The organism is Christiangramia sabulilitoris (genome assembly GCF_007050985.1).
Taxonomy (GTDB): domain Bacteria; phylum Bacteroidota; class Bacteroidia; order Flavobacteriales; family Flavobacteriaceae; genus Christiangramia; species Christiangramia sabulilitoris.
Genome location: NZ_VHSF01000002.1, coordinates 695,292 through 721,373, shown reverse-complemented (window position 1 = coordinate 721,373; position 26,082 = coordinate 695,292). Strand labels below are relative to the sequence as shown.

Here is a 26,082-nt window from a genome sequence, read left to right as displayed (position 1 = left end):
TTATCATTTAGATTAAGCCTATTCAATATTCAAATTTTTAATCGCCGGAGAGTCTTTGTGATATGAATAGGTGCGCCAGAAAAATCCACTTTCTTTCATTTCCCATAATATTTCACCCATTCTATCTACTTCGATCAGTCCATAATTGCCTACAGTGATTAAAATGTTTCCATTGGCAAGCAATTCTGCGCCAGAGACCTTGCCTGAATAAATACCCGGTTGGGTATATTCCCATAATAATTCAGGTTCATTGTTATTAGCAGGTATTAAAACCGGTGGGTAGTCTAATTTAAATTCGTAAACGTAGGATTGCTCGGTATTAGATCCATTCATGAATACCAGCATTTTATTCTGGCCGTTTTCGGTAATAAAGTTTGGGAAGTGAACATTGTAAAATAATCTGCTTCCCGCTTGATTTTGATAAGCTTCGGGGTTCCCAAACCGGTAGATTAACTCACCGCCTTTATCAAAATTTCCACCACGTTCTGTTTTGGCCTGGGCAGTACTCGTGCTATGATCTATTACCCAAATTTCGCTGAAGAAATTAACACTAAGATATATAAGGTCATTTTCAGGATCATAATCCAAACCATTGGCATGCATAATGTCGCCATTGGGTACCATACTGTAGTTAATATCGATTTTACCTGGATGGTCACTAACAATTCCATAATTAGGTTTAGAACGATCATGGTCCTGAATAAGGTGGTCCCAGGAATCCCACTGCCATACAATTTCATTGGTATCAGGGTTTATTTCGATTAGTCGCTCCGGAAATACCGGATAATCCCCTTTAAATCCTACTGCTTTTGATTCTTCCGTGCTTTTCCTAACCCAGACTATTGCCAGGATATTTCCATTGGGTAACATTTCAATATCATGATGTGCTATTTGGTTCTGGCTGGATAATATGAATTCCCATGCTACAGAAAAATCAGGGTTGATTAGCTGAATCTTTCCTCCATAACCCCCAAAATCGATATATGGATCTTCAGCCTGTAAAATGGCAAGTAACTGACCATTATCCAGTAAATAGCAATCGTTGCCTATTCCTGCTTCCAATTCCCATTCAAAGATATTCTCTTTGGCTTTGTTTATTAAGTAAACCCTGTTTGCTCCTGCATCATTTATGAGAAAATAATGGTCTTCAATGGCCTTGCTGATTTGTGTATTTTCTTCGGTGGTTAATATATCCTCCCGGTTATCATTACTGCAGCCCGATATAAGAAACAGAATAAGAAAAACATTGTAGATTTTATTATTCATCATATTTATTTTTTAGCCTAGATTTTTTAAACTTAGACGAACCATTAAGTTAGGAAGAAATTATTTGTTTCTCTGTTTACGCTGGTAATTGGGAGCAATTTGAGCGAAGGGCATAAAAAAAGGCTGCCTAAAATTTAGGCAGCCTCAAAAGATTAAAAGGATTTTGATTATTCTACTTCCTCAACGCAAGCTTGAACATCAATGGTTCCTGCAGTGGCATCTCCTGCATTTGCAGAAGCTACAAGAACGCCGTTTGGATCAAAGATTTTATATCCTATTTCTCCATAAGTATCACCTGGGAATACCCACTTAGCAAAAAGACTTCCTTCCGGAATTTCTACCGTGTCTACTCCGGCTGAATCTTCAGCGATACAATCGTGGCTCTGTGCCTCGTAAGGTGAACATAGACCTACTTCATCTATAATCACACCATCAACTTCAATGGTAATACCTGGTCCACCGTCTCCTACAGTCTGCCATCCATCTCCGTAAGAATCGGTCATTTCAATGGTGTAAACACCAGGAATTGGAATACATGGCGGAGTTCTGAACACATTGTAGGTTAAAACGTCTCCGGCAGTTGCAGTATTTTCTCCTGCATCTATATTTAAAATAAATGCTGAAGTTTCATCAACTGGTAAAGTGTTTACGAAAAAGGTCAGAGTAGTAGAGGCTGAAGTTTCTCCAGCCGGGATTACTAAGGATGTAGAACCTATTTCATACATGTCGCTTGTAAAATCTGAAGCAGCATCTAAACTTAAGTTTACAGCCAGATCCTCTGTTCTTGGCGGCCCGATCAATTTTATCGCTACTGAGGTAGTGATATCAACCGGCTGACCATTGGCGTCGAATGATGTCTCAAAATTTTGAGCGGCATCACTAAATTGAAGGTAAAAAGTAGAATTACCTGTATACTCATTTGTAAGGTCTGCAAAATTGGTCTCGTCATAGTCACAAGAGGTGAAGCCTATTCCAACAGCCAATAATAATGCAGCGTTTATTATAAATTTTTTCATTTTTATATAATATTTAGATTATTGATCCCACCAAACTTTATCTGTGATAGTCACAGTTGGTACGTTAGCCCTGTTATAATCCAGTTCATTCTGGGCATAAGGGAACCTTGTTGGAATTGATGAAGTTACTGCACCAGGTGCTAATTCTAGACTTGGTAAGCCTGTTCTTCTCCAATCTGCATATGGTTGGTTAGTACCAACCCCGTCAATATACTTTTGCGTAAGAATGCTTTCTAAGGTCATTCCTGGTAAATTGCTTGCAATCCAGTCTGACTGGTCTTCTCCAGTTACTCTCAATAAAGAGGCAGCAACAGCAGCTTCATAAGCAGCTTGTGCTTCAGTGGTTTGACCCAGTCTGAAATGTGCTTCAGCTTCAATAAACTTAAGTTCTGAATAAGTCATTAATTTTACTGCTTGATCTGTTCCGGCAATAGCAGGTCCCGGCGCAGAAGCAGATTCATTCTGGCTGCCAATTTCGCTTCCTACGAATTCACCGTCACCATTAGCTTCAACATAAAATTCCAATCTTGGATCATCATTACTCACTAACAGGTCAACTAAAGTTGCACCCATTCTAATATCACCTCTTTGCTCCATAAACTGGAAAATAGGGTTTCTGTTAGAATCTTCAAAGGGAACCAGGTAGTCATCAGCATTGGATTCAAAACCATCCTGAGCTGCAGCTAAAGCCTTAGTGTAAGCTTCATTTCCTAGAACGTTAGATAATTGCAGGTAGTGACGTGCTTTTATTGAATTAGCAGCCTTCTCCCATTTAGCTAAGTTTCCTCCATAGATCACATCTCCAGAAACTGCAAATGTATTTTCGGAACTATTTAGGTTAGGTACAGCGTTATCTAATAAAGTAAAGATAGTGTCATAAACCTTTTGTTGCTCATCATACACAGGAGTTAAGTTACCTCGAGATCCTTCGAAAGCATCACTAAAAGGTACATCTCCAAATAAATCTGTTGTAATTCCAAGCGTGGTTGCCTGCATTACCTGGCCAATACCAGTATAGTGTGGTGATTCGCTACCTTCCATTCTTGACTTCTGTACAAGAATAGTTGTGTTCATCATCATTTCAGTATACGTATTGATCCAAAGGTTGTTTACATCTGCCGGAGTTAACTGGTATCTGGCTTCAGTAAAAGACTGACGAGAAACACCGTCAAAAATCTGCATCCAGATGTTATTGGTTCTCACAGAGTTGTTCCCCATTAGGTTGTAACCCATTGATTGCTGAATTCCTGGTAAAAGTAAATTCATAGGTACATCTGAGGGTGCATCTGGATCTATGTTTAGCTCGCTATCGATCCATTCGCCTTCACAGCTTGTCAAAGAAATCAGCATAGCAAATAAAGCCAGCGCCAATCCTTTAATTTTATTCATCTTGTTTTTCATATCTATAATAACTTAAGATTTTGTTTAAAAAGTAACTTTAACACCCATTAAATAGGTTTTGGTTCCAGGACTGTTAAAGTAATCCATACCCTGAGCATTGGTAGCTCCACCTAAGTTTGTTTCTGGATCTACCCCGGTATAAGGAGTGTGCAACCAAAGATTCTTTCCGGTAGCATACACCTGTACATTATCAATCCCGTTTACTAATTCAGGGAAATCGTAAGATAAAGTTACGTCACGAAGTCTTACCCAGTCTGCTGGCTCCATTGCAGCTACAGAAGGTCCACCACCAAAGTTACTACCTTGTCCCTGGAACCAAGCCTGGTCTTCAACAACGGGAGTAACGTTTTCTACATTTGTTGCAACTGGGTTTCCATTTGCGTCAACTCTACCGTAAACACCATCAAATACAACGATGTTTTCTGCCGGAGTTTGAGAGAAATCTATGGTACCAGCATCTGTGTAAACTACTTCTCTATTAGCAGTTCTTTCGTGTGTTCCAAAGAAATTCATTGCAAAGGCTGTACCGTTATAAAGCATACCACCTTGTTTTATATCAAGAAGGAAAGATAATCTTGCATTCTTATAAGTAAAGGCATTTGTAATGTTTGCAGTCCAGTCAGGGTTAAAGTCACCAATTGGCACCATTTCTCTGTTGTCTGCCATTGGGTATCCATCTCTGAAGTTATCTGTTGGATCATCGTTGATCAATACACGTCCCTGTTCGTCACGGTACCAGTCAAATCCAAAAATACTACGGTACTCAGCTCCAACAACTGCACGAACCTGAGGTACAGTAAATCCACCAAGGAATACGTTGTCCACACCGTCTGCCAATTGAGTTACTTTATTCGTGATCTTAGTGAAGTTAGCGTTTACATTCCAGTTAAAATCTTTAGCATCGATAATACTGGCGTTCATACTGATCTCTACACCTTTAGACTCCATAGTCGCAGCGTTTAGGAAAGTAGAGGTAAATCCTGAAGATGCTGCAATTGGCACATCAAGAAGAAGATCTGAGTTTTCATTCTCAAAATAGGTAAGATCTAAACCTAATCTGTTGTTAAAGAATCTTAAGTCTGCACCAACTTCCCAGGTATCCTGGTTTTCATGTGTAAGATCTGGGTTACCTAAACCTGAACCTACAGAGAATGCAGTTTGTCCCTGGTATGGGAAATTAACTCCATTTGTCCATCCATCTGCAGTTGCAGAAGCGAAGAAGTAGTTCGAAGTATTGTAAGGAGAAGCGATGTTCGCAGTTCTTGCCACCGAACCTCTTAATTTACCAAAACTTAATACAGAATTACCTTTAAGTCCTTCAAGTTCTGTAAAGATAAATCCTAAACTAGCTGAAGGATAGAATGCTGACTGGTTGCTCTCTGGCATCGTGGTAGACCAGTCATTACGACCTGTGAAACCTAGGAATAACATGTCGTATAAAGATAATCTAAGGTCTGCAAAAACAGCTGCTGTTTTAAACTCACTTACTCCACTACTAGTAGTGTTGTTACTAGAGTTACTTAGCTGGTAAAAATCTGGAATTTCCAGGCCGGTTGCATCTCCGAATAAAAATTTAGAGTAAGATCTGTAAAGGTTGTTACCTACAGTTAATTCAGCAGTAAAATTATCGCTGAAATCGTGGTTGAAGTTCAATAAAAGGTCTGAGTTGAAGATACCATTGTAAGACTGGAATTCTCCCAGGTAACCAGTAGGGTTACCTCTTGATCCAATCTTGAACTGATCAACATATCTTCTATTGTACCAGTCTACACCACCATTATAGTTAATGTTGAACCAGTCTGCTACTTTAGCGCTAAAATTAATATTACCTGTAAATCTATTTACATCTTCCATAAAGGCAATATTGTTCGCTGTCCAGTAAGGGTTATCGTAACCTCCACCATTTCTATAGTTTCTTTGAGAACCATCAGCGAATTCATATCCCGCACTGTTATCAAAAGAAGGCGGAGTTCTAAGAAGTCCCAGCATAATACCAGATACGTTAGAACCTTTTTGGATATTATTCGCTCTTGAATTTGTATAAGCGAAATCTGCTCCAAAATTAATTGCTTCAGAAATTTTAGTTGAAGCGTTTAATCTCATGGTAGTTCTGCCATAAGTATCCTGAGGAATAATTCCTTCCTGGTCCAGGTTAGACATAGAGAAGAAATAATTACCCTGGTCGTTACCATTACTAATGCTAAACCTGTTTGTAGAAGTTACACCAGTTTGAAAAAAGTCATATGCATCATATGCACGAGCTGGCATACCGTTACCAGTTCCTTCTGGAACCAGTCTTCCAAATGGATCCCATTTGTAATCTGAATCTCCATCATATTCTAAATCTGAAATCCTTGGGCCCCAAGAAGCGAAGTATCCTCCAATCCAGTTACCAGCATTACCTTGTGCGAATTCATCCTGTCTGGCCGGTAATTGTGATACACGGTCAATCGCGATCGAGCTATGAACCTCAATTTTTCTTTTCGTTAAATTTCTACCGCTTTTGGTAGTAATGATAACTGCACCATTCGCAGCACGTACACCATAAAGAGCAGTAGCTGCACCACCTTTTAATACAGATATAGATGCGATATCATCTGGGTTAATGTCAATAGAACGACTGGAAGTATTCACTCCACCTGTTCCACTATTTCCACCACCGGAAATAATTGGCATTCCGTTGATTACGAAAAGCGGCTGGTTGTTACCGGTAATAGAAGCAGAACCACGAATGGTCATAAAAGTTGAAGCACCTGCTTCACCTGAAGAACTTACAATTTGAACACCAGAAGTTTGTCCTGCCAAAGAGTTTACAACATCGGCATTTGGCTGAGTTGTAATTGTTTCTGCATCCACGGTTTGTACATTATAACCGAGTTCTTTTTCGTCTCGGGTTATACCGATGGCGGTCACAACAACTTCATCCAGTTGAGCTGAATCTGCAGTCATCACTACATCTAGTACATTGTTGTTGCCTACTACATAGTCGGCAGTTTTTAAACCGATAAAGGAGAAAACAAGCACATCGCCCTGAACGGCCGATATGGTATAATTTCCATCAAAATCAGTTTGGACTCCGGTTGAGGTGCCCTTAATTACGATGTTTACACCGGGTAGAGGTAAACCGTCTTCATCGGTCACCGTACCGGTAATCGTTTGGTCTTGCGCAAAGGTTATTTGCACAACAAACGCCAGCAATAGCGTCAAAATACTACTAAATTTTGCTTTCATTTTTAATTTGTTTGAATTAGCCAACGCCAAAAATGCCAAAAATATGTTAACCAGCAATCTAAAATTTGTTAAATAAATTATGAAATTTGTAGGAAAATTATTGAAAAATGCAATGGGCAGATGTTATTTAGCTGACTTTCAATACACAGGAAAGTTTTATTGCTATAAATATTGTTAAAAACTTATATTTTATAAATACACTTCCGGGTGAACATCTGTTAATTTTGAATTTCTAGGGCAAAAAAAAGCCACCCCGGTAGGGTGGCTTTTGAAAATATGGAGTTAATCATTTAATTAATCAACATCCCAGAATAGTTTACTAAAAATTGTATCACCATTATCTAATCCAGATACGGCACTGGCTCTGTTCTCGCCATTAAGCGTCTGCAAAACTACCGGGTATCTTAATCTTGCCGGAAGATCTTCTGCGCCAGAAACACCTGCGATAAAAGTATAGGTGTCATTTTCTGTCTCTGCAGCTTGCACAGGAGGTAAAGTATAAGATTCACCTGGAAGAAGCAGGATGTCACTATCAGGGAATCCTGTTCTTCTGTATTCTGCATAAGCCTGGTGAGCCTGCATATAAAGAGCAACATATTTTTGAGTAATTACGTTCTCCTCGTTCGCAGCAGGAAGTGAAGCTACAAATGAATCGATCTCATCTGAAGCTACGCCCCATTTTTCCATAGAAGCTCTAACTCCGTTCTCATAACTGGTTTGATCCCAGTCATTATATTCAGAGATCAAAAATGCTACTTCAGCATATTCCATAAGTACTTCACCATAATCTGGTCTAAGCACCTTGCTGCTTGGGAAGCTATATACTGTAAATGGAAGATCGTTTGCGTTTTGATAAGCAAAAGGAACTCCTTCATAATCATCATAGTCTTCGCTTCTCTCGTAAGAATCAGCAATTATTGGCTCGATGCTCAAAGCATAAGGAGCGGCCATTTCAAATAATCTCGCATCCGGGCCGTAATCTCCAGTTTCACCTTTTAAAAGGTTCACAAATGGTGCGGCTACGGCGAAATCTGTTCTACCTCCAACCACGAATGCTCTCCACCATGGAGACGCTGTTGGATCTGCAGATTCGTATGCCTGTACGGCATTATCTGCATTAGATTCCATTACCCCATCAGCCAGTGCTTCAGCAACAGCAGATTCGTAAGTAGATTGATCAACATTTTTGATGTTGGTTGCTACTCTTAAAATAAGGGAGTTGGCGAATTTTTTCCACTTTAATGGATCTCCATCAAAGATGTTGTCTCCCGAAGTAAATACTGGTTCAGAAGTGTTGATCATATCAGCAGATTCTCTTAATTCCTTAAGGATGTCTGCATATATTTTCTCCTGTGAAGCGAATACCGGAGAAAGAACTTCAGAAACATTTAGTGCCTGGAAGTCCGGATCATCTGAACCATAAGAGTAATATGGCACATCTCCAAAGGTATTGGTCAATTGGTGGAACATATATGCCAGCATAATTCTGGCAGCGGCGATTTGGTTTTCATTGGCGCCAACTGCAGAAATTTCTTCTGCCGTATCTGGATCTGTATTCAGAATTAGAATTTGCTGAAGATCTGTAGCTATCTCGTAAGTACTGGTATATAAGCCTTCAGCACTTGTTTCGCGATAAAGGTAACGGTCTTCATCAGCATATGAGTTCTGTCCCCAGTATTCCATCCAGTTTAGAACCAGTCGTCCATTATTAAAGGAGCTTCTGGAAACGTCTGTAAATTCTTTGGTTGCACTATTAAAGATAGTATTCGTAGGTACTACCTCAGGGGCATTGGGATTTTCATTGATATCTGTAATATCCTCTCCGCAAGAGACGAAGGTGAGTCCCAGAAACAAAAGCCCTATATATTTATTTATGTTTTTCATTTTTCTTATAATTTAATTTCAACATTAAGACCGTAAGTTCTTGTGCTTGGTAGTGATCCACCTTCAGAACCCTGGATGTTTCCACTTCCTCCGGTTGCTACTTCAGGATCAAAATTGTCGTTATCTAATCCCCAAACCAATAGGTTTCTTCCAAAGGCGCTAAATCTTACAGAATTAACCCCGGTTTTTCCTAACCATTCCTGTGGTAAAGTATACCCAAAAGTAACCTCACGTAATTTCCAGTAATCTGCGGCAAAAACGTTTTGATTGTCATTTCCGAAGAAAAAGTCCTGTCCCCATCTTTGTGCCGGCACAACGGTAGTGTTTTCAGCTGTATTGGTAACGGTATATGTGCCATCATCATTAAAACTAACATCACCTGTAACACCAGATACTACTACACCGTCTTCACGAATGTTATTGGCAGCAGTAGATTCAAGGATACCAGAATAGTGGCCCCAGATATTAGTAAGGGAACGGTAAACGCCACCTTTCTGCATATCAATAAGGAATCCAAGATCGAAATTCTTATATCTGAATGAGTTTCTAAAGCCCATGTTGTAATCTGGTAAAACAGAACCAAGATTTTCAACGTTTGGAGTCTCAAGGTATAAACCATTATCTCCAACCACTCTGTTCCCAGAATCGTCAAATACATAGTTGGTACCACGTATTACACCATATGGCTGCCCAACGATTGCATTAAGCGTTACCCCGTTAAAAGGGAACCTGGCAAGTTCAAGGGAATTTACACCTGGTAGTAATTCCAGTAATTCGTTCTCATTCTTGGCAAAGTTCCAGGTAATGTTCCAGTCAAAATCATCTGTTCTAATTGGAGAGATATTCACTAAAGCCTCGATACCTTTATTTGAAAGCTTACCGGCATTGGCTACTGTAGAATTATAGCCTGTACTTGGATCAACCTGTACCGGAGTAATAAGATCTTCAGTTATTTCGTCGTAATAAGTTACATCAAATCTTAATCTGTTTTTAAGGAAGCCCATTTCCAATCCTACTTCCCAGGTGTTTTTCCTTTCAGGTTTCAGGTTAGGGTTATTGTTCTGGTCTGGCTGATTGTATCTAATGCTTCCGAAAAATGGTACACGGCTGTTGTAGGTGTTCCTTAGCTGGTATGGATCTGTATCAGATCCTACTTCTGCATAACCACCACGAACTTTACCGAAGCTTAACCAATCTGCATCAAGTACCTGGGAAAACACAAAACTACCATTGATCGAAGGATAGAAAAATGAATTGTTTCCTTCTGGCAGAGTAGAGGACCAGTCATTTCTACCGGTTACTGTTAAATATAGCATATCGTCATAACCAAATGATGCAGAACCGAAAACAGATTCAATTTGTTTGTTTTCATCATAATCATCGATTAGTGGGTTTGCTACAGAGTTATTCAGGTTATAGATGTTTGGTACCACAAGTCCACCCTGAGTCTGACCAATAAGTGCTCTGAATTTAGTGTCTCTCTTGTTACCTCCGGCAAATGCATTAAGATCTAATTTATCATCAAAAAAGCTTTTGTCGTAGTGCAGAATAGCTTCATAGTTGATTTCTGTGAAATCTCTGTCTGCCTCGTAATACTGAGACTGAGACTGTGAACCTTCAGCGATTCTTGTAGCTACTCTAAAATCATATTGATCCACATACATTTTTGCTGTTGCATAAAAATTGTCTGTGAAATCATATTTTGCTCCAACATTACCAAACCATCTGGTTCTTTTGTCTTCAGCATAATTCTCATTGATGATCCAGTATGGATTATCTGTATATCTGGGAGTACCATTTTCTACAGAAATTCTGTTCCATGTTCTCTGGGTACCATCAGGTAATTTGTAATCTTTTAATCTTTCGTAGTCTAATTGAGTTTGACCAAATTGAAAGAATTGCAGGATAACACTGTTCCCGCTGTATCCAAAAGCAGGACGGTTGTATCCGTCAGTAACGGTAAGGTTGATACCTGCATCTACAGATAATCTGTCTGAAAGTTCAGTTTTTCCATTGAAGTTTAAACTTGTTTTATCAAGTTCACTCTGTGGAACAATACCTTTAGATTGAGTATTATTTAAAGATAATCTCATGGTCGATTTCTCTGAACCAAGCGAAAAGGCTACCCCGTTATTAACACTAACACCTGTATCGAAAAAGTCTTCTTTATCATTTTCAGGATAAACCCAAGGTCTTGGATTTAAATATTGATCTGGAAATTCAGGATCAAAAGCATCCCAGTGAAGTACCTGTGCATTAGGATCGTATCTTGGACCCCATGACTCATCTACTCCATATTGTACTATATTATAAGTAGTACCGTCAATAGTAGCCTGGTCAAATGTAGATTGCCCAATTGTAGAGTTGTCTCCTCCACCTCCTCCATACAGTTTCTGTACTTGAGGGATAATGTTAATGCTTTCAAAGCTAACGCCAGAATTCACTGTAATTTCAGCTTTACCTTTTTTACCAGATTTGGTGGTAATAATAATTGCACCATTGTTGGCACGGTTACCATATAATGCTGCTGCCGCACCACCTTTAAGTACGTTCATGCTGGCGATATCATCAGGGTTGATATCAAATCCTGTATCACCAAAATCGTAACCACCGCTACCAGTCTGGGCGCTGTTGGAATTATAGTTTGAGTTATCCAGTGGAATTCCGTCAACCACGATGAGTGGCTTGTTTCCCTGGGTGATAGAACCTACCCCACGCAGAACAATTCGGGTTGAACCACCAAGCTGTCCGCTGTTATTGGTGATTTGCACACCAGCTACCTGACCAGATAGTGAATTAAGAGCATTGCTGTTTCTGGATCTCGTTAATTCTTCTCCATCAAGTTGTTGCGAGGCATATCCCAATGATTTTTTCTCCCTTGTAATACCTAAAGCGGTTACTACAACTTCATCCAGCTGCGCAGTATCTGTTTCAAGAACTACGTCAACAATATTTGTGCTGCTAACGGGATATTCTGCAGTTTTCATTCCTATAAAGGAAAAAACCAGTACATCTGTCTGTGCTGCTTCAATAGAATAGTTACCGTCGAAGTCTGTTTGAACTCCGGTAGAAGTTCCTTTTACGATGACATTTACTCCTGGTAGTGGCAGACCATCATCGTCTGTCACCGTTCCGGAGACCGTTTGTTGTTGTGCAAACGTTACTTGCACCACGAACGCCAGCAATAGCGTTAAAATACTACTAAACCTTGTTTTCATTTTTAAATTATTTGAATTAGCCAGCGCCAAATTTGGTTAGAAATAAGGTGCTTTCCAAGCTAATAATCAGCTTCAAAAAGCCTTAACACTTTAATAATCTGTTATTTAGAGTAGTAGCGAAAGAGTTTAACATTGGGGTGCAGCAGTGGGTATAAATACCCTTTAAAAGTTAAAAAAATGATGTATTTATAATTGTTAGGCGAGACCGGGATATTTTTTAGTGTTAATAATTCCTTTATTAAGTTAAAAACTGATAATGAATCGAAAAATTAAGTAATCGCAGTTCTCTTACATTTAAGCTTTCTACCTATAAAACTCTAATTTTCTGAAAAATAAACGATTCGATATTTGAATAGTATTTTTTTATTTCTACCTTTGCAGACCCTAAAAAAACAGGGGAGTAAATTTTATTAATAATTAGTGTATAGGAAATTATGCCAACAATTTCACAATTAGTACGAAAAGGAAGAGCCAAAATAACCAAGAAGAGTAAATCGGCTGCTTTGGATTCGTGCCCTCAAAGGAGAGGTGTTTGTACACGTGTGTACACAACAACTCCTAAGAAACCAAACTCGGCTATGAGAAAAGTAGCCAGGGTAAGGTTGACTAACGGAAAAGAGGTGAATGCCTACATTCCGGGAGAAGGACACAATCTACAGGAGCACTCGATAGTATTGGTTAGAGGTGGAAGGGTAAAAGATTTGCCTGGTGTTAGATATCACATTGTTCGTGGTGCGCTAGATACTGCCGGTGTTGAAGGTAGAACTCAGCGTAGATCTAAGTACGGAGCTAAACGCCCTAAGAAGTAATTAAAAACTTTTAATGTAAAGAAATGAGAAAAAGACAGGCGAAAAAACGACCTCTTTTACCAGATCCAAAATTTAATGATCAGCTTGTGACACGTTTTGTGAACATGATGATGTGGGATGGTAAGAAATCGGTTGCCTTTAAAATTTTCTATGACGCTATCGCGATCGTGGAAGAAAAGAAACAAGACGAAGAGAAATCTGGATTAGAGATCTGGAAGGATGCTCTTTCTAATGTTATGCCTCACGTAGAAGTGAGAAGCAGACGTGTTGGAGGTGCTACTTTTCAAATCCCAATGCAGATAAGACCAGACCGTAAGGTGTCTACTGCTATGAAGTGGTTAATAAGCTTTGCGCGCAAGAGAAACGAGAAGTCGATGGCTGGAAAGCTTTCTGCTGAAATTCTTGCGGCTGCAAAAGAAGAAGGAGCTGCTGTTAAGAAAAGAGTAGATACGCATAAGATGGCTGAAGCTAACAAAGCATTCTCTCACTTTAGATTCTAAAACAACATGGCACAAAGAGATTTAAAATTTACTAGAAATATTGGAATTGCAGCTCACATTGACGCGGGTAAAACCACGACAACAGAGCGTATCCTTTATTATACAGGTATAAGTCACAAAATTGGTGAAGTTCATGATGGCGCAGCTACTATGGACTGGATGGAGCAGGAGCAGGAACGTGGTATTACCATTACTTCTGCAGCGACTCACTGTAAGTGGCCTTATAGAGATCAGGAATATACAGTTAACATTATCGATACCCCAGGTCACGTTGACTTTACGGTAGAAGTAGAGCGTTCTTTACGTGTACTTGATGGTGTTGTTGCATTGTTCTCTGCAGTAGACGGGGTTGAGCCTCAGTCTGAGACTGTTTGGAGACAGGCAGATAAATATAGAGTTCCACGTCTTGGGTTCGTTAACAAAATGGACCGTCAGGGAGCAGATTTCTTTAACGTATGTCGCCAGGTAAGAGAAATGCTTGGTGGTAACCCGGTGCCTCTTCAGGTTCCAATCGGTGATGAAATCGACTTCAAAGGTGTGGTGGATCTTATTTCTAAGAAAGCAATTATCTGGAATGACGAAGATCACGGGATGACCTATGATACTATCGATATTCCTGCTGAATTAGAAGCAGATGTAAATAAATACCGTGCAGAATTAGTAGAAGCGGTTGCAGAATATGATGAAGCTTTGATGGAGAAATTCTTCGAAGATGAATCTTCAATTACAGAAGATGAGATCATCGCTGCCTTGAGAGCTGCTACTATAGATATGAGCATCATCCCGATGATGTGTGGTTCTGCATTTAAGAATAAAGGTGTTCAGGCAATGCTTGACGCTGTTATGCGTTACCTTCCATCTCCAGTAGATGTAGATGCGATTGTAGGTACTAACCCTGATACAGGTGAAGAAGAAAGCCGTAAGCCAAATGTGGATTCTCCATTTTCTGCGCTTGCATTTAAAATTGCTACCGATCCTTTCGTAGGTCGTTTAGCATTCTTCCGTGCTTATTCAGGTACTCTTGATGCTGGTTCTTACGTATTGAACGTACGTTCTGGTAAGAAAGAGCGTATCTCAAGAATATATCAAATGCACTCTAACAAACAAGAGCCTATCGATAGTATCGAGGCTGGAGATATTGGAGCTGCTGTTGGTTTTAAAGATATTAAAACCGGTGATACTCTTACAGATCTTAAACACCCAATTGTCCTTGAATCTATGTCTTTCCCTGCACCGGTAATCGGTATCGCAGTAGAGCCTAAAACTAAGGCTGATGTTGAGAAAATGGGAATGGCTCTTGGTAAATTGGCTGAAGAGGATCCAACTTTTACAGTAAAAACTGATGAGAACTCAGGTCAGACTATTATTTCTGGTATGGGTGAGCTTCACTTAGAGATCATTATTGATCGTATGAAGCGTGAATTCAAAGTTGAAGTAAACGTTGGTGAGCCTCAGGTAGAGTACAAAGAAGCGGTAAGAAGACCTGCAGATCACAGAGAGGTTTACAAAAAGCAATCTGGTGGTCGTGGTAAATTCGCAGATATCGTATTCGAATTAGGACCTGTAGATGAAGATTTCGAAGGAACTGGTCTTCAGTTCGTAGATGAGATCAAAGGTGGACGTATTCCTAAAGAATTTGTTCCTTCAGTACAGAAAGGATTTGAAGAGGCTATGAAGAATGGTCCTCTTGCAGGATTTACAATGGACAGCCTTAAAGTTGTTCTTAAGGATGGATCTTTCCACCCTGTGGATTCAGATCAACTTTCTTTCGAATTGGCTGCTAAGATGGGATATAAAGAATCTGCTAAGAAAGCAGGAGCGGTTATCCTTGAGCCAATCATGAAGGTAGAAGTTGTAACTCCAGAAGAAAACATGGGTGATATCGTTGGTGACCTTAACAGAAGAAGAGGTCAGGTAAACAACATGTCAGACAGATCTGGAGCGAAAGTAATCAAAGCTGAAGTGCCACTTTCTGAAATGTTCGGTTATGTAACTACATTAAGAACACTTTCATCTGGTAGAGCAACTTCAACTATGGAATTCTCTCACTATGCTGAAACTCCTTCTAATATTTCTGAAGAAGTGATCAAAGCAGCTAAAGGAGCAGCAAACGAATAATCTTAAGGAAATGAGTCAAAAAATCAGAATAAAACTAAAATCTTACGATCATAACCTGGTAGACAAGTCTGCAGAAAAGATTGTAAAAACCGTAAAGACTACGGGAGCTGTTGTTACCGGACCAATTCCGTTACCAACAAACAAAAAAATCTTTACTGTTCTTCGTTCACCTCACGTGAACAAGAAGTCCAGAGAGCAGTTTCAATTAAGCTCTTACAAGAGGTTACTTGATATCTATAGCTCTTCTTCAAAGACGATCGATGCGTTGATGAAGCTTGAATTGCCAAGTGGTGTAGAAGTAGAGATCAAAGTGTGATAAAACAGTTCCGCGCACTTCGGTGCGCGGTTTACATGTCCGGCGCGTTTCGCAAAGGAAAAACGGTGAAAGATACAATTCAGGGCTGAATGTGTTTTTCAGCCCTTAGTTTTTTAAATAAGTAAACAATTAATAATTAATTAAATATGTCTGGGTTAATAGGAAAAAAGATCGGTATGACCAGCATCTTCGACGAGAATGGGAAAAATGTCCCATGTACCGTGATCGAAGCTGGACCATGCGTGGTTACCCAAGTCAGAACCAAAGAGGTTGACGGGTATGAAGCACTTCAACTTGGTTTCGATGACAAAAAGACTGTAAATAAAGCTGCTGAAGGGCACGCTAAAAAAGCAGGAACCGTTGCAAAACGTAAAGTCGTTGAATTCCAGGGTTATAATGAAGATTACAAATTAGGTGACTCTGTTACCGTGGATCATTTCAAAGAAGGTGAATTTGTGGATATCGCAGGTACATCTAAAGGAAAAGGATTCCAGGGTGTAGTTAAGAGACACGGGTTTGGAGGAGTTGGACAGGCCACACACGGTCAGCACAACAGATTGAGAGCTCCTGGTTCTATTGGTGCAGCTTCTTATCCTGCGAGAGTATTCAAGGGAATGAAGATGGCCGGAAGAATGGGTGGCGAAAGAGTAAAAGTTGAAAACCTTAAAGTTTTGAAGGTTGTGGCAGATAAAAACCTTTTAGTAGTAAAAGGATGTGTGCCAGGACATAAAAACTCATACGTAATCATTAGTAAGTAATGGAAGTAGCAGTTTTAGATACAAAAGGAAAAGAAACAGGCAGAAAAGCTCAGCTTTCTGATTCTGTTTTCGCTATAGAGCCTAATGAGCACGCTGTTTATCTAGATGTTAAACAATACCTGGCTAACCAACGTCAGGGTACTCATAAAGCTAAGGAAAGAGCAGAGATCTCGGGTTCTACTCGTAAGATCAAAAAACAAAAAGGTACTGGTACTGCGAGAGCAGGTAGTATCAAGTCTCCTATCTTCAAAGGCGGTGGACGTGTTTTTGGGCCAAGACCAAGAAATTACGGTTTTAAATTAAATAAAAACCTTAAGCGTCTGGCCAGAAAATCTGCCCTTTCTATCAAAGCAAATGATAAGGCAATTATGGTAGTTGAAGATTTTTCATTCGATACACCAAAGACTAAAAACTTCATGGAAGTTCTTAAGGCTCTGGGGATTGAAAGTAAAAAATCTCTGATAGTGTTGGGTGACTCAAATAAAAATGTATATTTGTCGTCGCGCAATTTAAAGACCTCAGAAGTGATAAATAGCTCAGAATTAAGTACTTACAAAATACTTAATGCGAAAAGCATTGTCTTTTTAGAAGGTTCTTTAGAAGGAATTGAGTCGAATTTAAGTTAATAAACCGTTATGAGCATCTTGATTAAACCTGTTATTACAGAAAAAGCTACTGCAGATAGTGAGATGAATAATCGCTTCACTTTCGTGGTAAGTAACAAGGCAAATAAGATTCAGATCAAAGACGCGATCGAATCTGCTTATGGCGTGTCTGTTACTAAAGTTCGAACTATGAATGTCCGCCCGGATCGCAAAACCAAGTACACTAAGTCTGGTATGATCACTGGTAAAACTAATGCTTACAAAAAAGCAGTAGTACAGGTGGCGGAAGGTGAAACAATTGATTTATACAGTAATCTTTAAGATTAAACAATGTCAGTTAGAAAATTAAAACCAATTACACCTGGTCAGCGTTTTAGAGTAGTAAATGGGTATGACGCCATTACTACTGATAAGCCGGAGAAAAGCCTATTGGCGCCGATAAAAAAATCAGGTGGTAGAAACAGTCAGGGTAAGATGACCATGCGCTACAAAGGTGGTGGTCACAAAAAACGTTACCGAATTATCGATTTTAAACGTGACAAGCAGGGTATTCCTGCAACTGTTGCTAGTATAGAATACGATCCAAACAGAACGGCCTTTATCGCATTACTGAATTATCAGGATGGAGAGAAAAGGTATATTATTGCTCAAAACGGGTTGCAAGTAGGTCAAAACGTAGTTTCAAATACTGAAGCTGTGAGTCCTGAGATTGGAAATGCTATGCCTTTGGCTAACATTCCTCTGGGTACAGTGATCTCTTGTATCGAGCTAAGACCTGGACAGGGTGCTGTAATGGCGCGTAGTGCGGGAGCTTTTGCTCAGTTATTGGCTAGAGAAGGAAAGTATGCAACTATTAAATTGCCTTCAGGTGAGATCAGAAGAGTTCTTGCTTTATGTATGGCAACTATAGGAGCTGTTTCTAATAGTGATCATCAGCTATTAATCGGTGGTAAAGCCGGTAGAAGCCGTTGGTTAGGAATCAGGCCAAGAACAAGACCAGTAGCGATGAACCCTGTAGATCACCCAATGGGTGGTGGTGAAGGTAGAGCTTCTGGTGGTCACCCACGTTCTAGAAAAGGTCTTCCGGCTAAAGGATACAAGACCCGCTCAAGAACCAAAGCGAGTAATAAATATATTGTAGAACGTAGAAAGACTAGAAAGAAATAATAAGATATGGCACGTTCATTAAAAAAAGGACCTTTCGTTCACTACAAACTGGAACAAAAAGTGGCTCAGAATGTTGAGTCAGGAAAGAAAGCCGTGATCAAAACCTGGTCTAGAGCTTCTATGATAACTCCAGATTTCGTAGGACAAACTATTGCAGTGCATAACGGGAAACAATTTGTTCCTGTTTATGTAACTGAGAACATGGTAGGTCATAAACTAGGAGAATTTTCACCAACACGTTCTTTCAGAGGACATGCAGGTGCAAAAAATAAAGGTAGAAAATAATTGAAGCTATGGGAGTTCGTAAAAGAGAAAGAGCAGAGCAGATAAAAGAAGCCAAGAAACAGGTAGCTTTTGCAAAGTTAAATAACTGCCCTACTTCGCCAAGAAAAATGCGTCTTATGGCGGATCTAGTAAGAGGTGAAAAAGTAGAAAAAGCGCTTCATATTCTAAAATTCAGCAAGAAAGAAGCATCAAACCGTTTAGAGAAACTTTTGGTTTCTGCGATTGCCAACTGGCAGGCTAAGAACGAAGATGCAAATCTTGAAGAAGCTGAATTATTTGTGAAAGAGATTCGTGTAGATGGAGGAAGTATGTTAAAAAGACTTCGTCCTGCTCCACAGGGTCGTGCACACCGAATTAGAAAGAGATCCAATCACGTTACATTAGTGCTTGGAGCAAACAATAATACACAAAGCTAAGAGATAGTATGGGACAAAAAACAAATCCAATCGGAAATCGCCTTGGTATCATTAGAGGTTGGGAATCCAACTGGTACGGAGGTAATGACTACGGTGATAAATTAGCCGAAGACGATAAGATTAGAAAGTATATCCATGCTCGTCTTTCTAAAGCGAGTGTATCGCGTGTAATCATCGAGCGCACGCTTAAGCTTGTAACCGTTACTATCACTACAGCCAGACCTGGTATCATTATCGGGAAAGGTGGACAAGAGGTAGACAAGCTTAAGGAAGAGCTTAAAAAGATTACCGACAAGGAAGTTCAAATTAACATCTTTGAGATTAAGAGGCCAGAACTTGATGCTCATTTAGTAGGAGCAAGTGTTGCCAGACAAATTGAGAATCGTATCTCTTACCGTCGTGCAATCAAGATGGCTATCGCGGCTGCAATGAGAATGAATGCAGAAGGGATCAAGATTGAGATCTCCGGACGTTTAAACGGTGCTGAGATGGCACGTTCAGAATCATACAAAGATGGTAGAATTCCATTGTCTACTTTTAGGGCTGATATTGACTATGCTTTAGTTGAAGCTCATACTACCTATGGTAGATTGGGTGTGAAAGTATGGATCATGAAAGGTGAGGTATACGGAAAACGAGAGCTTTCGCCTCTTGTTGGTCTTGCGAAAAATCAAGGTAAAAAATCCGGTGCCGGACGAGGTGGAAACAAATCACGTCGTAGAAAGTAATTTTTTAAAGGAAAGAAAAAATGTTACAACCTAAAAGAACGAAATACCGTAAGCAACAAAAAGGCCGTATGAAAGGCTTGTCTCAGAGAGGACACAGACTTTCTAATGGTACTTTTGGAATCAAATCAATGGATTCTAGTTTTGTTACTGCACGTCAAATAGAAGCAGCTCGTATCGCCGCTACCCGTTATATGAAAAGAGAAGGATCTATCTGGATCAAAATTTTCCCGGATAAGCCTATCACAAAGAAACCTCTTGAAGTACGTATGGGTAAAGGTAAAGGTGCTGTAGAATATTGGGCAGCTGTAGTAAAACCAGGAAGAATCATGTTCGAAATTGGTGGTGTACCAATGGATGTGGCTAAAGAGGCGTTACGTCTTGCAGCTCAAAAGCTTCCTGTGAGAACTAAATTTGTTGTAGCTAGAGATTATCAAGAATAATATTGGAATTATGAAACAATCAGAAGTAAAAGAATTGTCTGTTGCAGAATTGCAAGAAGAGCTTGGTAAGTCTAGAAAAGCTTATTCAGATTTAAAAATGGCTCACGCTGTTTCGCCGTTGGAGAATCCAATACAGTTAAGAACTGTAAGAAGAGACGTGGCGAGATTAGCTACAGAGTTAACTAAAAGAGAACAACAATAATTGTTATTCTGCTGAAAGATGGAAAAAAGAAATTTAAGAAAAGAGCGTGTAGGAGTTGTTACAAGTAACAAAATGCAGAAATCTATCGTGGTTTCTGAAGTGAAAAAGGTAAAACATCCTATGTATGGAAAATTCGTTTTGAAAACGAAGAAGTACGTAGCACACGACGAAAATAACGACTGCAACGAAGGTGATACTGTAAAGATCATGGAAACACGACCTTTAAGTAAATCCAAGACTTGGAGACTAGTAGAAATAATTGAAAGAGCTAAATAACCATGGTACAACAAGAGTCCAGACTAAAAGTAGCAGATAATACCGGAGCTAAAGAAGTTTTAGCTATCCGTGTATTAGGAGGTACAAAGAAAAGATACGCATCTGTTGGAGACAAGATAGTTGTCAGTGTAAAAGAAGCTACACCTAACGGAAATATCAAGAAGGGTGCAGTTTCAACAGCAGTTGTTGTTCGTACCAGGAAAGAAGTTCGCAGACCAGACGGATCTTATATTCGTTTTGATGACAATGCTTGTGTGTTGTTAGGCCCACAGGGAGAAATGCGCGGAACCCGTGTATTTGGACCTGTAGCTCGTGAACTTCGTGATAAGCAATTCATGAAAATTGTATCATTGGCACCAGAGGTGCTTTAATACATTAAGAAGATGACAAAGCTTAAAATAAAATCAGGAGATACCGTTCGCGTTATTGCCGGAGACCATAAAGGTCAGGAAGGAAAAGTGCAGAAGGTACTTATCGAGAAGAATAAAGCTATTGTGGAAGGGGTTAATATGATCTCTAAGCATGAGAAGCCTAGTGCTTCTAATCCACAAGGTGGAATTAAGGAGAAGGAAGCTCCTATTCATATTTCTAATCTGTCACTTATCGACAAGAACGGTGAGACAACGAGAGTTGGGTACAGAGAAGAAGATGGAAAGAAGGTGAGATTTTCTAAAAAATCTAATGAAGTAATATAGTTATGGCATACGTACCAAGACTTAGACAGGAATATAACGAGAGAGTAAAGAATGCTCTTAAGGAAGAATTCAGCTACTCCAACATTATGGAGGTGCCAAAACTTACGAAAATAGTAATTAGCCGTGGAGTTGGTGGAGCAGTGGCAGATAAGAAGCTTATCGACCATGCTGTAGACGAACTTACTGCTATTAGCGGTCAAAAAGCCGTTTCTACTATTTCTAAGAAGGATGTTGCATCGTTCAAGTTGCGTAAAGGAATGCCAATTGGTGCAAAAGTTACTTTACGTGGATACAGAATGTATGAATTCTTAGACAGACTAATCACTTCCGCTTTACCGCGTGTTCGTGATTTCAACGGAATCAAATCTAACGGATTTGATGGTAGAGGTAACTATAACTTAGGGATCACTGAGCAGATCATTTTCCCTGAGATCGATATTGATGCAGTAAATAGAATTGCTGGTATGGATATCACTTTTGTTACGACTGCTGAAACCGATAAGGAAGCTAAAGCATTGTTAACTGAACTAGGATTACCTTTTAAAAAGAACTAATTATGGCTAAAGAATCAATGAAAGCCCGTGAGGTAAAAAGACAGAAATTGGTAAAGAAGTATGCCGAGAAAAGAGCTGCGCTTAAAGAAGCTGGTGATTGGGAAGGTTTACAAAAATTACCAAAGAACTCTTCTCCAGTTCGTTTACATAACAGATGTAAATTAACCGGAAGACCTAAGGGTTATATGAGACAATTTGGTCTTTCTCGTGTAATGTTCAGAGAAATGGCTAATAAAGGTCTTATCCCGGGAGTTAAGAAAGCAAGCTGGTAATATTATAAATTGGATGAAGGTTCTAAAAATGAAAACCACATCCGCAAACAAAGATAAATGAATACAGATCCTATTGCAGATTACTTAACAAGAATCAGGAACGCTAACGCGGCCAACCACAGAGTAGTGGAAATTCCTGCTTCCAATGTTAAAAAAGAGATCACAAAGATATTATTCGATCAGGGATATATTCTTAGTTACAAGTTCGAGGATACTACCGCTCAGGGAACTATCAAGATCGCTCTTAAGTATGATAAACTTACTAAAGAGCCGGTAATCAAGAAAATTCAAAGAATAAGTAAACCTGGTTTACGTAAATACGCCGGATCAACTGAGATCCCAAGAATCCTTAATGGTCTTGGAATTGCGATCGTTTCTACTTCTCACGGGGTAATGACCGGGAAGCAGGCGAAAGCGAATAAAGTTGGTGGTGAAGTATTGTGCTACGTTTACTAATACTTAAAAGACTAAAGAAATGTCAAGAATAGGTAAAAGCCCGGTAACGATTCCAGATGGTGTGACAGTAGAGCACAAAGATGGTGTTGTGACGGTAAAAGGAAAATTAGGAGAGCTTACACAGAAGGTAGAAGATATCGACGTGAAAATCGAGGATAATGTAATTACTTTCGAGCGTTCTTCAGATAAAAGTGATCAGAAAGCAAAACACGGTTTATACCGTGCTTTGATAAACAATATGATTGAAGGTGTTACTAATGGTTACACAAAAGAACTTGAACTTGTAGGTGTTGGATACCGTGCCAGCAACCAGGGAAACAAGCTTGATCTGGCCGTTGGTTTTTCTCATAATATTGTGATAGATTTGGCTCCGGAAGTAAAAGTGGAGACTGTCTCAGAAAAAGGTAAGAATCCTATCGTGAAGCTTACTTCTCATGACAAACAACTTGTTGGACAAGTTGCGGCGAAAATCCGTTCATTCAGAAAGCCTGAACCTTACAAAGGAAAAGGTATTAAGTTTGTAGGTGAGCAATTGAGAAGAAAAGCAGGTAAATCAGCTTAATAAAGTTTAGTTATGGCAGTGTCAAAACAAGATAGAAGAAATAAAATCAGAAAACGTATCCGTAAGGATATCGTTGGAACAACAAGCCGTCCTAGATTATCTGTTTTTAGAAGTAATAAAGAAATTTATGCTCAGATCATCGACGACGTAGAAGGTAAGACCTTAGCATCAGCTTCTTCAAGAGATAAGGAAATCGCTACTGCTTCTGCAGATAGAAAAGAGCAGGCTCAGATGGTGGGTAAAGCCATCGCAGAGAAAGCGAAGAAAGCCGGAATAGATACTATTTCTTTCGATAGAGGTGGGTATTTATATCACGGTAGAGTTAAATCATTAGCAGAAGGTGCTCGCGAAGGAGGACTAAAATTCTAGAAAATTATGTATCAAGATTATAAAAACGTAGAGCATGTAAAACCAGGAGGTCTTGAATTGAAAGATCGTTTGGTTGGAGTACAACGTGTTACTAAGGTTACTAAAGGTGGTAGAGCCTTTGGATTCTCTGCTATAGTTGTAGTAGGAGATGAGAATGGTGTCGTTGGACAGGGACTTGGAAAATCCAAGGAGGTTGCAGACGCTATCTCTAAAGCGGTAGAAGACGCTAAGAAAAATCTGGTACGCATTCCTTTGCATAAGGGAACTTTACCTCACGAACAAAAAGGTAAGTATGGTGGAGCAAGAGTAATGTTGCTTCCAGCTGCTGCCGGTACCGGTATTATTGCTGGTGGTGCGATTCGTGCGGTATTGGAATCTGTAGGAGTACACGATGTACTTTCTAAGAACCAGGGATCTTCGAACCCTCACAACGTTGTAAAAGCTACTTTTGATGCCTTACTACAATTAAGAAGTGCCGAAACTGTTGCAAAACAAAGAGGTGTTTCATTGGAAAAGGTTTTTAAAGGATAAATCAAGGAATAAGATGGGAAAGATAAAAGTCACAAAAGTAAAAAGTGCTATCAACCGCACTAAGAATCAAAAGCTTGTTCTTGAGTCCTTAGGGCTTAAGAGAATCGGGCAGACGGTTGAGCATGACGATACGCCAAACATCCTTGGTATGGTAAATAAAGTTAAACACTTAGTTTCTGTCGAAGAAACAAAATAATAATCTCTCATGGATTTAAGTAACTTAAAACCTGCAGAAGGTTCAGTTAGAAAGAATAGCAAGCGTATTGGTCGTGGTGAAGGATCTGGTAAAGGTGGAACTTCTACCAGAGGTCACAAAGGAGCCAAGTCACGTTCTGGTTATTCCAAGAAGATCGGTTTTGAAGGAGGGCAGATGCCACTTCAAAGACGTGTACCTAAATTTGGATTCACCAACAGAAACCGTAAAGTATACCAGGGAATTAACCTGGATACTCTTCAGTCACTTGTTGATGAAGGAAGAATTAAGGATACAGTAGATATGGACGTGCTGGTTGAAAACGGTCTTGCCGGAAGAAACGAGCTTGTTAAGATATTAGGTAGAGGTGAATTAAAGGCTAAGTTGAAAATATCTGTTCATAAATTTACAGCCTCAGCGAAAGAAGCTATCGAAGCTGCCGGAGGTGAAGTTGTTACTTTATAATAGATAATCAAATGAAATTCATCAATACGATTAAAAATATTTGGAAAATCGAGGAGCTAAAAAACAGAATTTTAGTAACCCTCGGTTTGCTTTTGGTATATCGTTTCGGGGCGCAAGTAGTGCTTCCCGGAATCGATGCCGCTCAGCTTTCTAATCTGGCTAACCAGACAGACAGCGGTTTATTAGGTTTGCTTAATGCCTTTACCGGAGGTGCGTTTTCTAACGCCTCTGTTTTTGCATTAGGGATCATGCCTTATATCTCTGCTTCTATTGTGGTGCAATTGATGGGAATCGCAATTCCTTATCTTCAGAAATTGCAGAAGGAAGGAGAAAGCGGGCGTAAGAAGATTAATCAAATCACGCGTTGGCTTACCATCGCAATTACTCTAGTACAGGGGCCGGGTTATATTTATAACCTGTTTGCAACATTACCGGGAGAAGCGTTCTTGTTAGGGGATAACCTAACATTTGTGATCTCATCGGTGATCATCCTTACTACGGGTACTATTTTCGCGATGTGGCTAGGTGAGAAGATCACAGATAAGGGTATTGGTAACGGTATTTCATTATTGATTATGGTTGGTATTATTGCCACCCTGCCGCAAGCCTTCATTCAGGAATTTGCTTCAAGAGTATTTGAATCGAATGGTGGTCTGGTTATGATACTGATAGAATTAGTTATCTGGTTCGCTATTATTATGGCGTCAGTTATGCTGGTTATGGCAGTGCGCCAAATTCCGGTGCAGTATGCCAGAAGATCTGCTTCAGGTGGATATGAAAAGAATGTTTTCGGTTCAAGACAATACATTCCGTTAAAACTGAATGCTTCGGGAGTTATGCCAATCATCTTTGCTCAGGCAATTATGTTTATTCCTGTGGCTGTAGCTGGTCTTTCAGACTCAGATACCGCTCAGGGTGTGACTGCTGCATTTCAGAATATTTTCGGATTCTGGTATAATCTGGTGTTCGCTTTATTGATCATCATATTTACATATTTCTATACGGCGATCACCGTTCCAACAAATAAAATGGCAGATGATCTAAAGAGAAGTGGTGGATTTATTCCAGGGATTCGTCCCGGGACTGAAACTGCCGAGTATCTTGACCGCATCATGTCTCAGATAACCCTTCCAGGATCTATATTCCTGGCGCTAATCGCAGTGTTCCCTGCTATAGTGTTTTCATTGCTGGGTGTACAGCAAAGCTGGGCGTTATTTTTTGGTGGTACCTCGCTGTTGATTATGGTTGGAGTTGCAATAGATACTATGCAACAGGTAAATTCATACTTGTTGAATAGACACTATGACGGACTAATGAAAACAGGTAAAAACAGAAAAGCAGTAGCGTAA

31 protein-coding genes are annotated in these 26,082 nt (G+C 39.6%); 25 read left to right on the top strand and 6 right to left on the bottom strand.

The genetic code is table 11. The features are described from left to right. Window positions 1-18: 18 nt before the first annotated feature. The 6 genes from FGM01_RS09895 to FGM01_RS09870 all read right to left on the bottom strand — a co-directional run bounded on the left by FGM01_RS09895 (window position 19) and on the right by FGM01_RS09870 (window position 12,016). Window positions 19-1,269 (bottom strand): aryl-sulfate sulfotransferase, encoded by a 1,251-nt coding sequence (locus FGM01_RS09895; protein ID WP_143410999.1) that lies wholly within the window; start codon window positions 1,267-1,269, stop codon window positions 19-21. 164 nt (window positions 1,270-1,433) lie between these two features. After that, window positions 1,434-2,282: a hypothetical protein gene (locus tag FGM01_RS09890; protein WP_143410998.1), complete on the bottom strand. Its 849-nt coding sequence runs from the start codon at window positions 2,280-2,282 to the stop codon at window positions 1,434-1,436. A gap of 18 nt (window positions 2,283-2,300) precedes the next feature. Next, on the bottom strand, window positions 2,301-3,671 hold the full coding sequence (locus FGM01_RS09885; RefSeq protein WP_166435209.1) for a SusD/RagB family nutrient-binding outer membrane lipoprotein: 1,371 nt from the start codon (window positions 3,669-3,671) through the stop codon (window positions 2,301-2,303). A 36-nt stretch (window positions 3,672-3,707) separates the two neighbouring features. Continuing rightward, window positions 3,708-6,914 (bottom strand): SusC/RagA family TonB-linked outer membrane protein, encoded by a 3,207-nt coding sequence (locus tag FGM01_RS09880; RefSeq protein WP_143410996.1) that lies wholly within the window; start codon window positions 6,912-6,914, stop codon window positions 3,708-3,710. A gap of 294 nt (window positions 6,915-7,208) precedes the next feature. Further along, a complete protein-coding gene (locus FGM01_RS09875) occupies window positions 7,209-8,798 on the bottom strand; it encodes a SusD/RagB family nutrient-binding outer membrane lipoprotein (protein ID WP_143410995.1) in 1,590 nt (529 codons plus the stop codon). A gap of 5 nt (window positions 8,799-8,803) precedes the next feature. Next, window positions 8,804-12,016 carry a SusC/RagA family TonB-linked outer membrane protein gene (locus FGM01_RS09870; protein WP_143410994.1) on the bottom strand — a complete coding sequence of 1,071 codons (3,213 nt, stop codon included), beginning with the start codon at window positions 12,014-12,016 and terminating at the stop codon, window positions 8,804-8,806. A gap of 434 nt (window positions 12,017-12,450) precedes the next feature. Here FGM01_RS09870 and rpsL point away from each other — a divergent pair, with 434 nt between their 5' ends. The 25 genes from rpsL (at window position 12,451) to secY (ending at window position 26,082) form a co-directional block, all read left to right on the top strand. After that, window positions 12,451-12,825: a 30S ribosomal protein S12 gene (gene rpsL, locus FGM01_RS09865; protein ID WP_010230128.1), complete on the top strand. Its 375-nt coding sequence runs from the start codon at window positions 12,451-12,453 to the stop codon at window positions 12,823-12,825. A gap of 23 nt (window positions 12,826-12,848) precedes the next feature. Further along, window positions 12,849-13,325 carry a 30S ribosomal protein S7 gene (gene rpsG / locus FGM01_RS09860; RefSeq protein WP_026915144.1) on the top strand — a complete coding sequence of 159 codons (477 nt, stop codon included), beginning with the start codon at window positions 12,849-12,851 and terminating at the stop codon, window positions 13,323-13,325. A 6-nt stretch (window positions 13,326-13,331) separates the two neighbouring features. Beyond that, window positions 13,332-15,443, top strand: coding sequence for an elongation factor G (gene fusA / locus FGM01_RS09855; protein WP_143410993.1), 2,112 nt, complete (start codon window positions 13,332-13,334; stop codon window positions 15,441-15,443). A 10-nt stretch (window positions 15,444-15,453) separates the two neighbouring features. Next, window positions 15,454-15,759, top strand: a complete 306-nt coding sequence (gene rpsJ, locus FGM01_RS09850; RefSeq protein ID WP_026915146.1) for a 30S ribosomal protein S10 — start codon at window positions 15,454-15,456, stop codon at window positions 15,757-15,759. 146 nt (window positions 15,760-15,905) lie between these two features. Beyond that, window positions 15,906-16,517, top strand: a complete 612-nt coding sequence (rplC, locus tag FGM01_RS09845; RefSeq protein WP_143410992.1) for a 50S ribosomal protein L3 — start codon at window positions 15,906-15,908, stop codon at window positions 16,515-16,517. Beyond that, window positions 16,517-17,143: a 50S ribosomal protein L4 gene (gene rplD / locus FGM01_RS09840; RefSeq protein WP_143410991.1), complete on the top strand. Its 627-nt coding sequence runs from the start codon at window positions 16,517-16,519 to the stop codon at window positions 17,141-17,143. Before rplC ends, rplD begins: the two co-directional genes overlap by 1 nt. 9 nt (window positions 17,144-17,152) lie before the next feature. Beyond that, a complete protein-coding gene (gene rplW, locus FGM01_RS09835; protein ID WP_143410990.1) occupies window positions 17,153-17,443 on the top strand; it encodes a 50S ribosomal protein L23 in 291 nt (96 codons plus the stop codon). A 9-nt stretch (window positions 17,444-17,452) separates the two neighbouring features. Continuing rightward, the gene (rplB, locus tag FGM01_RS09830; protein WP_143410989.1) at window positions 17,453-18,289 is read left to right on the top strand and encodes a 50S ribosomal protein L2; all 837 of its coding nucleotides are present in this window, start codon (window positions 17,453-17,455) and stop codon (window positions 18,287-18,289) included. A 6-nt stretch (window positions 18,290-18,295) separates the two neighbouring features. Beyond that, complete coding sequence (rpsS, locus tag FGM01_RS09825) at window positions 18,296-18,574, top strand: 30S ribosomal protein S19 (RefSeq protein ID WP_011710692.1); 279 nt, start codon at window positions 18,296-18,298, stop codon at window positions 18,572-18,574. Between the two features lie 8 nt (window positions 18,575-18,582). Then, on the top strand, window positions 18,583-18,990 hold the full coding sequence (gene rplV, locus FGM01_RS09820) for a 50S ribosomal protein L22 (protein WP_011710691.1): 408 nt from the start codon (window positions 18,583-18,585) through the stop codon (window positions 18,988-18,990). An 8-nt stretch (window positions 18,991-18,998) separates the two neighbouring features. Next, window positions 18,999-19,718 carry a 30S ribosomal protein S3 gene (gene rpsC / locus FGM01_RS09815; protein ID WP_011710690.1) on the top strand — a complete coding sequence of 240 codons (720 nt, stop codon included), beginning with the start codon at window positions 18,999-19,001 and terminating at the stop codon, window positions 19,716-19,718. Window positions 19,719-19,738: 20 nt separating this feature from the next. Next, on the top strand, window positions 19,739-20,158 hold the full coding sequence (gene rplP, locus FGM01_RS09810) for a 50S ribosomal protein L16 (protein ID WP_011710689.1): 420 nt from the start codon (window positions 19,739-19,741) through the stop codon (window positions 20,156-20,158). A 10-nt stretch (window positions 20,159-20,168) separates the two neighbouring features. Continuing rightward, window positions 20,169-20,360 carry a 50S ribosomal protein L29 gene (gene rpmC / locus FGM01_RS09805; protein ID WP_011710688.1) on the top strand — a complete coding sequence of 64 codons (192 nt, stop codon included), beginning with the start codon at window positions 20,169-20,171 and terminating at the stop codon, window positions 20,358-20,360. Between the two features lie 18 nt (window positions 20,361-20,378). After that, window positions 20,379-20,636, top strand: a complete 258-nt coding sequence (gene rpsQ, locus FGM01_RS09800) for a 30S ribosomal protein S17 (protein ID WP_011710687.1) — start codon at window positions 20,379-20,381, stop codon at window positions 20,634-20,636. A gap of 2 nt (window positions 20,637-20,638) precedes the next feature. Further along, window positions 20,639-21,007, top strand: coding sequence for a 50S ribosomal protein L14 (gene rplN, locus FGM01_RS09795; protein ID WP_026933550.1), 369 nt, complete (start codon window positions 20,639-20,641; stop codon window positions 21,005-21,007). A gap of 12 nt (window positions 21,008-21,019) precedes the next feature. After that, on the top strand, window positions 21,020-21,331 hold the full coding sequence (gene rplX, locus FGM01_RS09790) for a 50S ribosomal protein L24 (protein WP_026933551.1): 312 nt from the start codon (window positions 21,020-21,022) through the stop codon (window positions 21,329-21,331). Between the two features lie 2 nt (window positions 21,332-21,333). Then, window positions 21,334-21,885: a 50S ribosomal protein L5 gene (rplE, locus tag FGM01_RS09785; RefSeq protein WP_143410988.1), complete on the top strand. Its 552-nt coding sequence runs from the start codon at window positions 21,334-21,336 to the stop codon at window positions 21,883-21,885. 2 nt (window positions 21,886-21,887) lie between these two features. Next, entirely contained in the window at window positions 21,888-22,157 is a 270-nt protein-coding gene (rpsN, locus tag FGM01_RS09780; protein ID WP_143410987.1) for a 30S ribosomal protein S14, read from the top strand. Window positions 22,158-22,214: 57 nt separating this feature from the next. Beyond that, window positions 22,215-22,613 (top strand): 30S ribosomal protein S8, encoded by a 399-nt coding sequence (gene rpsH / locus FGM01_RS09775; protein ID WP_143410986.1) that lies wholly within the window; start codon window positions 22,215-22,217, stop codon window positions 22,611-22,613. A gap of 19 nt (window positions 22,614-22,632) precedes the next feature. After that, window positions 22,633-23,175: a 50S ribosomal protein L6 gene (rplF, locus tag FGM01_RS09770; RefSeq protein ID WP_143410985.1), complete on the top strand. Its 543-nt coding sequence runs from the start codon at window positions 22,633-22,635 to the stop codon at window positions 23,173-23,175. A gap of 12 nt (window positions 23,176-23,187) precedes the next feature. Further along, complete coding sequence (gene rplR, locus FGM01_RS09765; RefSeq protein WP_143410984.1) at window positions 23,188-23,544, top strand: 50S ribosomal protein L18; 357 nt, start codon at window positions 23,188-23,190, stop codon at window positions 23,542-23,544. 6 nt (window positions 23,545-23,550) lie between these two features. Further along, a complete protein-coding gene (gene rpsE / locus FGM01_RS09760) occupies window positions 23,551-24,075 on the top strand; it encodes a 30S ribosomal protein S5 (protein ID WP_011710679.1) in 525 nt (174 codons plus the stop codon). Between the two features lie 13 nt (window positions 24,076-24,088). Further along, window positions 24,089-24,271, top strand: a complete 183-nt coding sequence (gene rpmD / locus FGM01_RS09755; RefSeq protein ID WP_208012724.1) for a 50S ribosomal protein L30 — start codon at window positions 24,089-24,091, stop codon at window positions 24,269-24,271. Between the two features lie 9 nt (window positions 24,272-24,280). Beyond that, window positions 24,281-24,733, top strand: a complete 453-nt coding sequence (gene rplO / locus FGM01_RS09750) for a 50S ribosomal protein L15 (protein ID WP_143410982.1) — start codon at window positions 24,281-24,283, stop codon at window positions 24,731-24,733. Between the two features lie 11 nt (window positions 24,734-24,744). Beyond that, window positions 24,745-26,082: a preprotein translocase subunit SecY gene (secY, locus tag FGM01_RS09745; RefSeq protein WP_143410981.1), complete on the top strand. Its 1,338-nt coding sequence runs from the start codon at window positions 24,745-24,747 to the stop codon at window positions 26,080-26,082.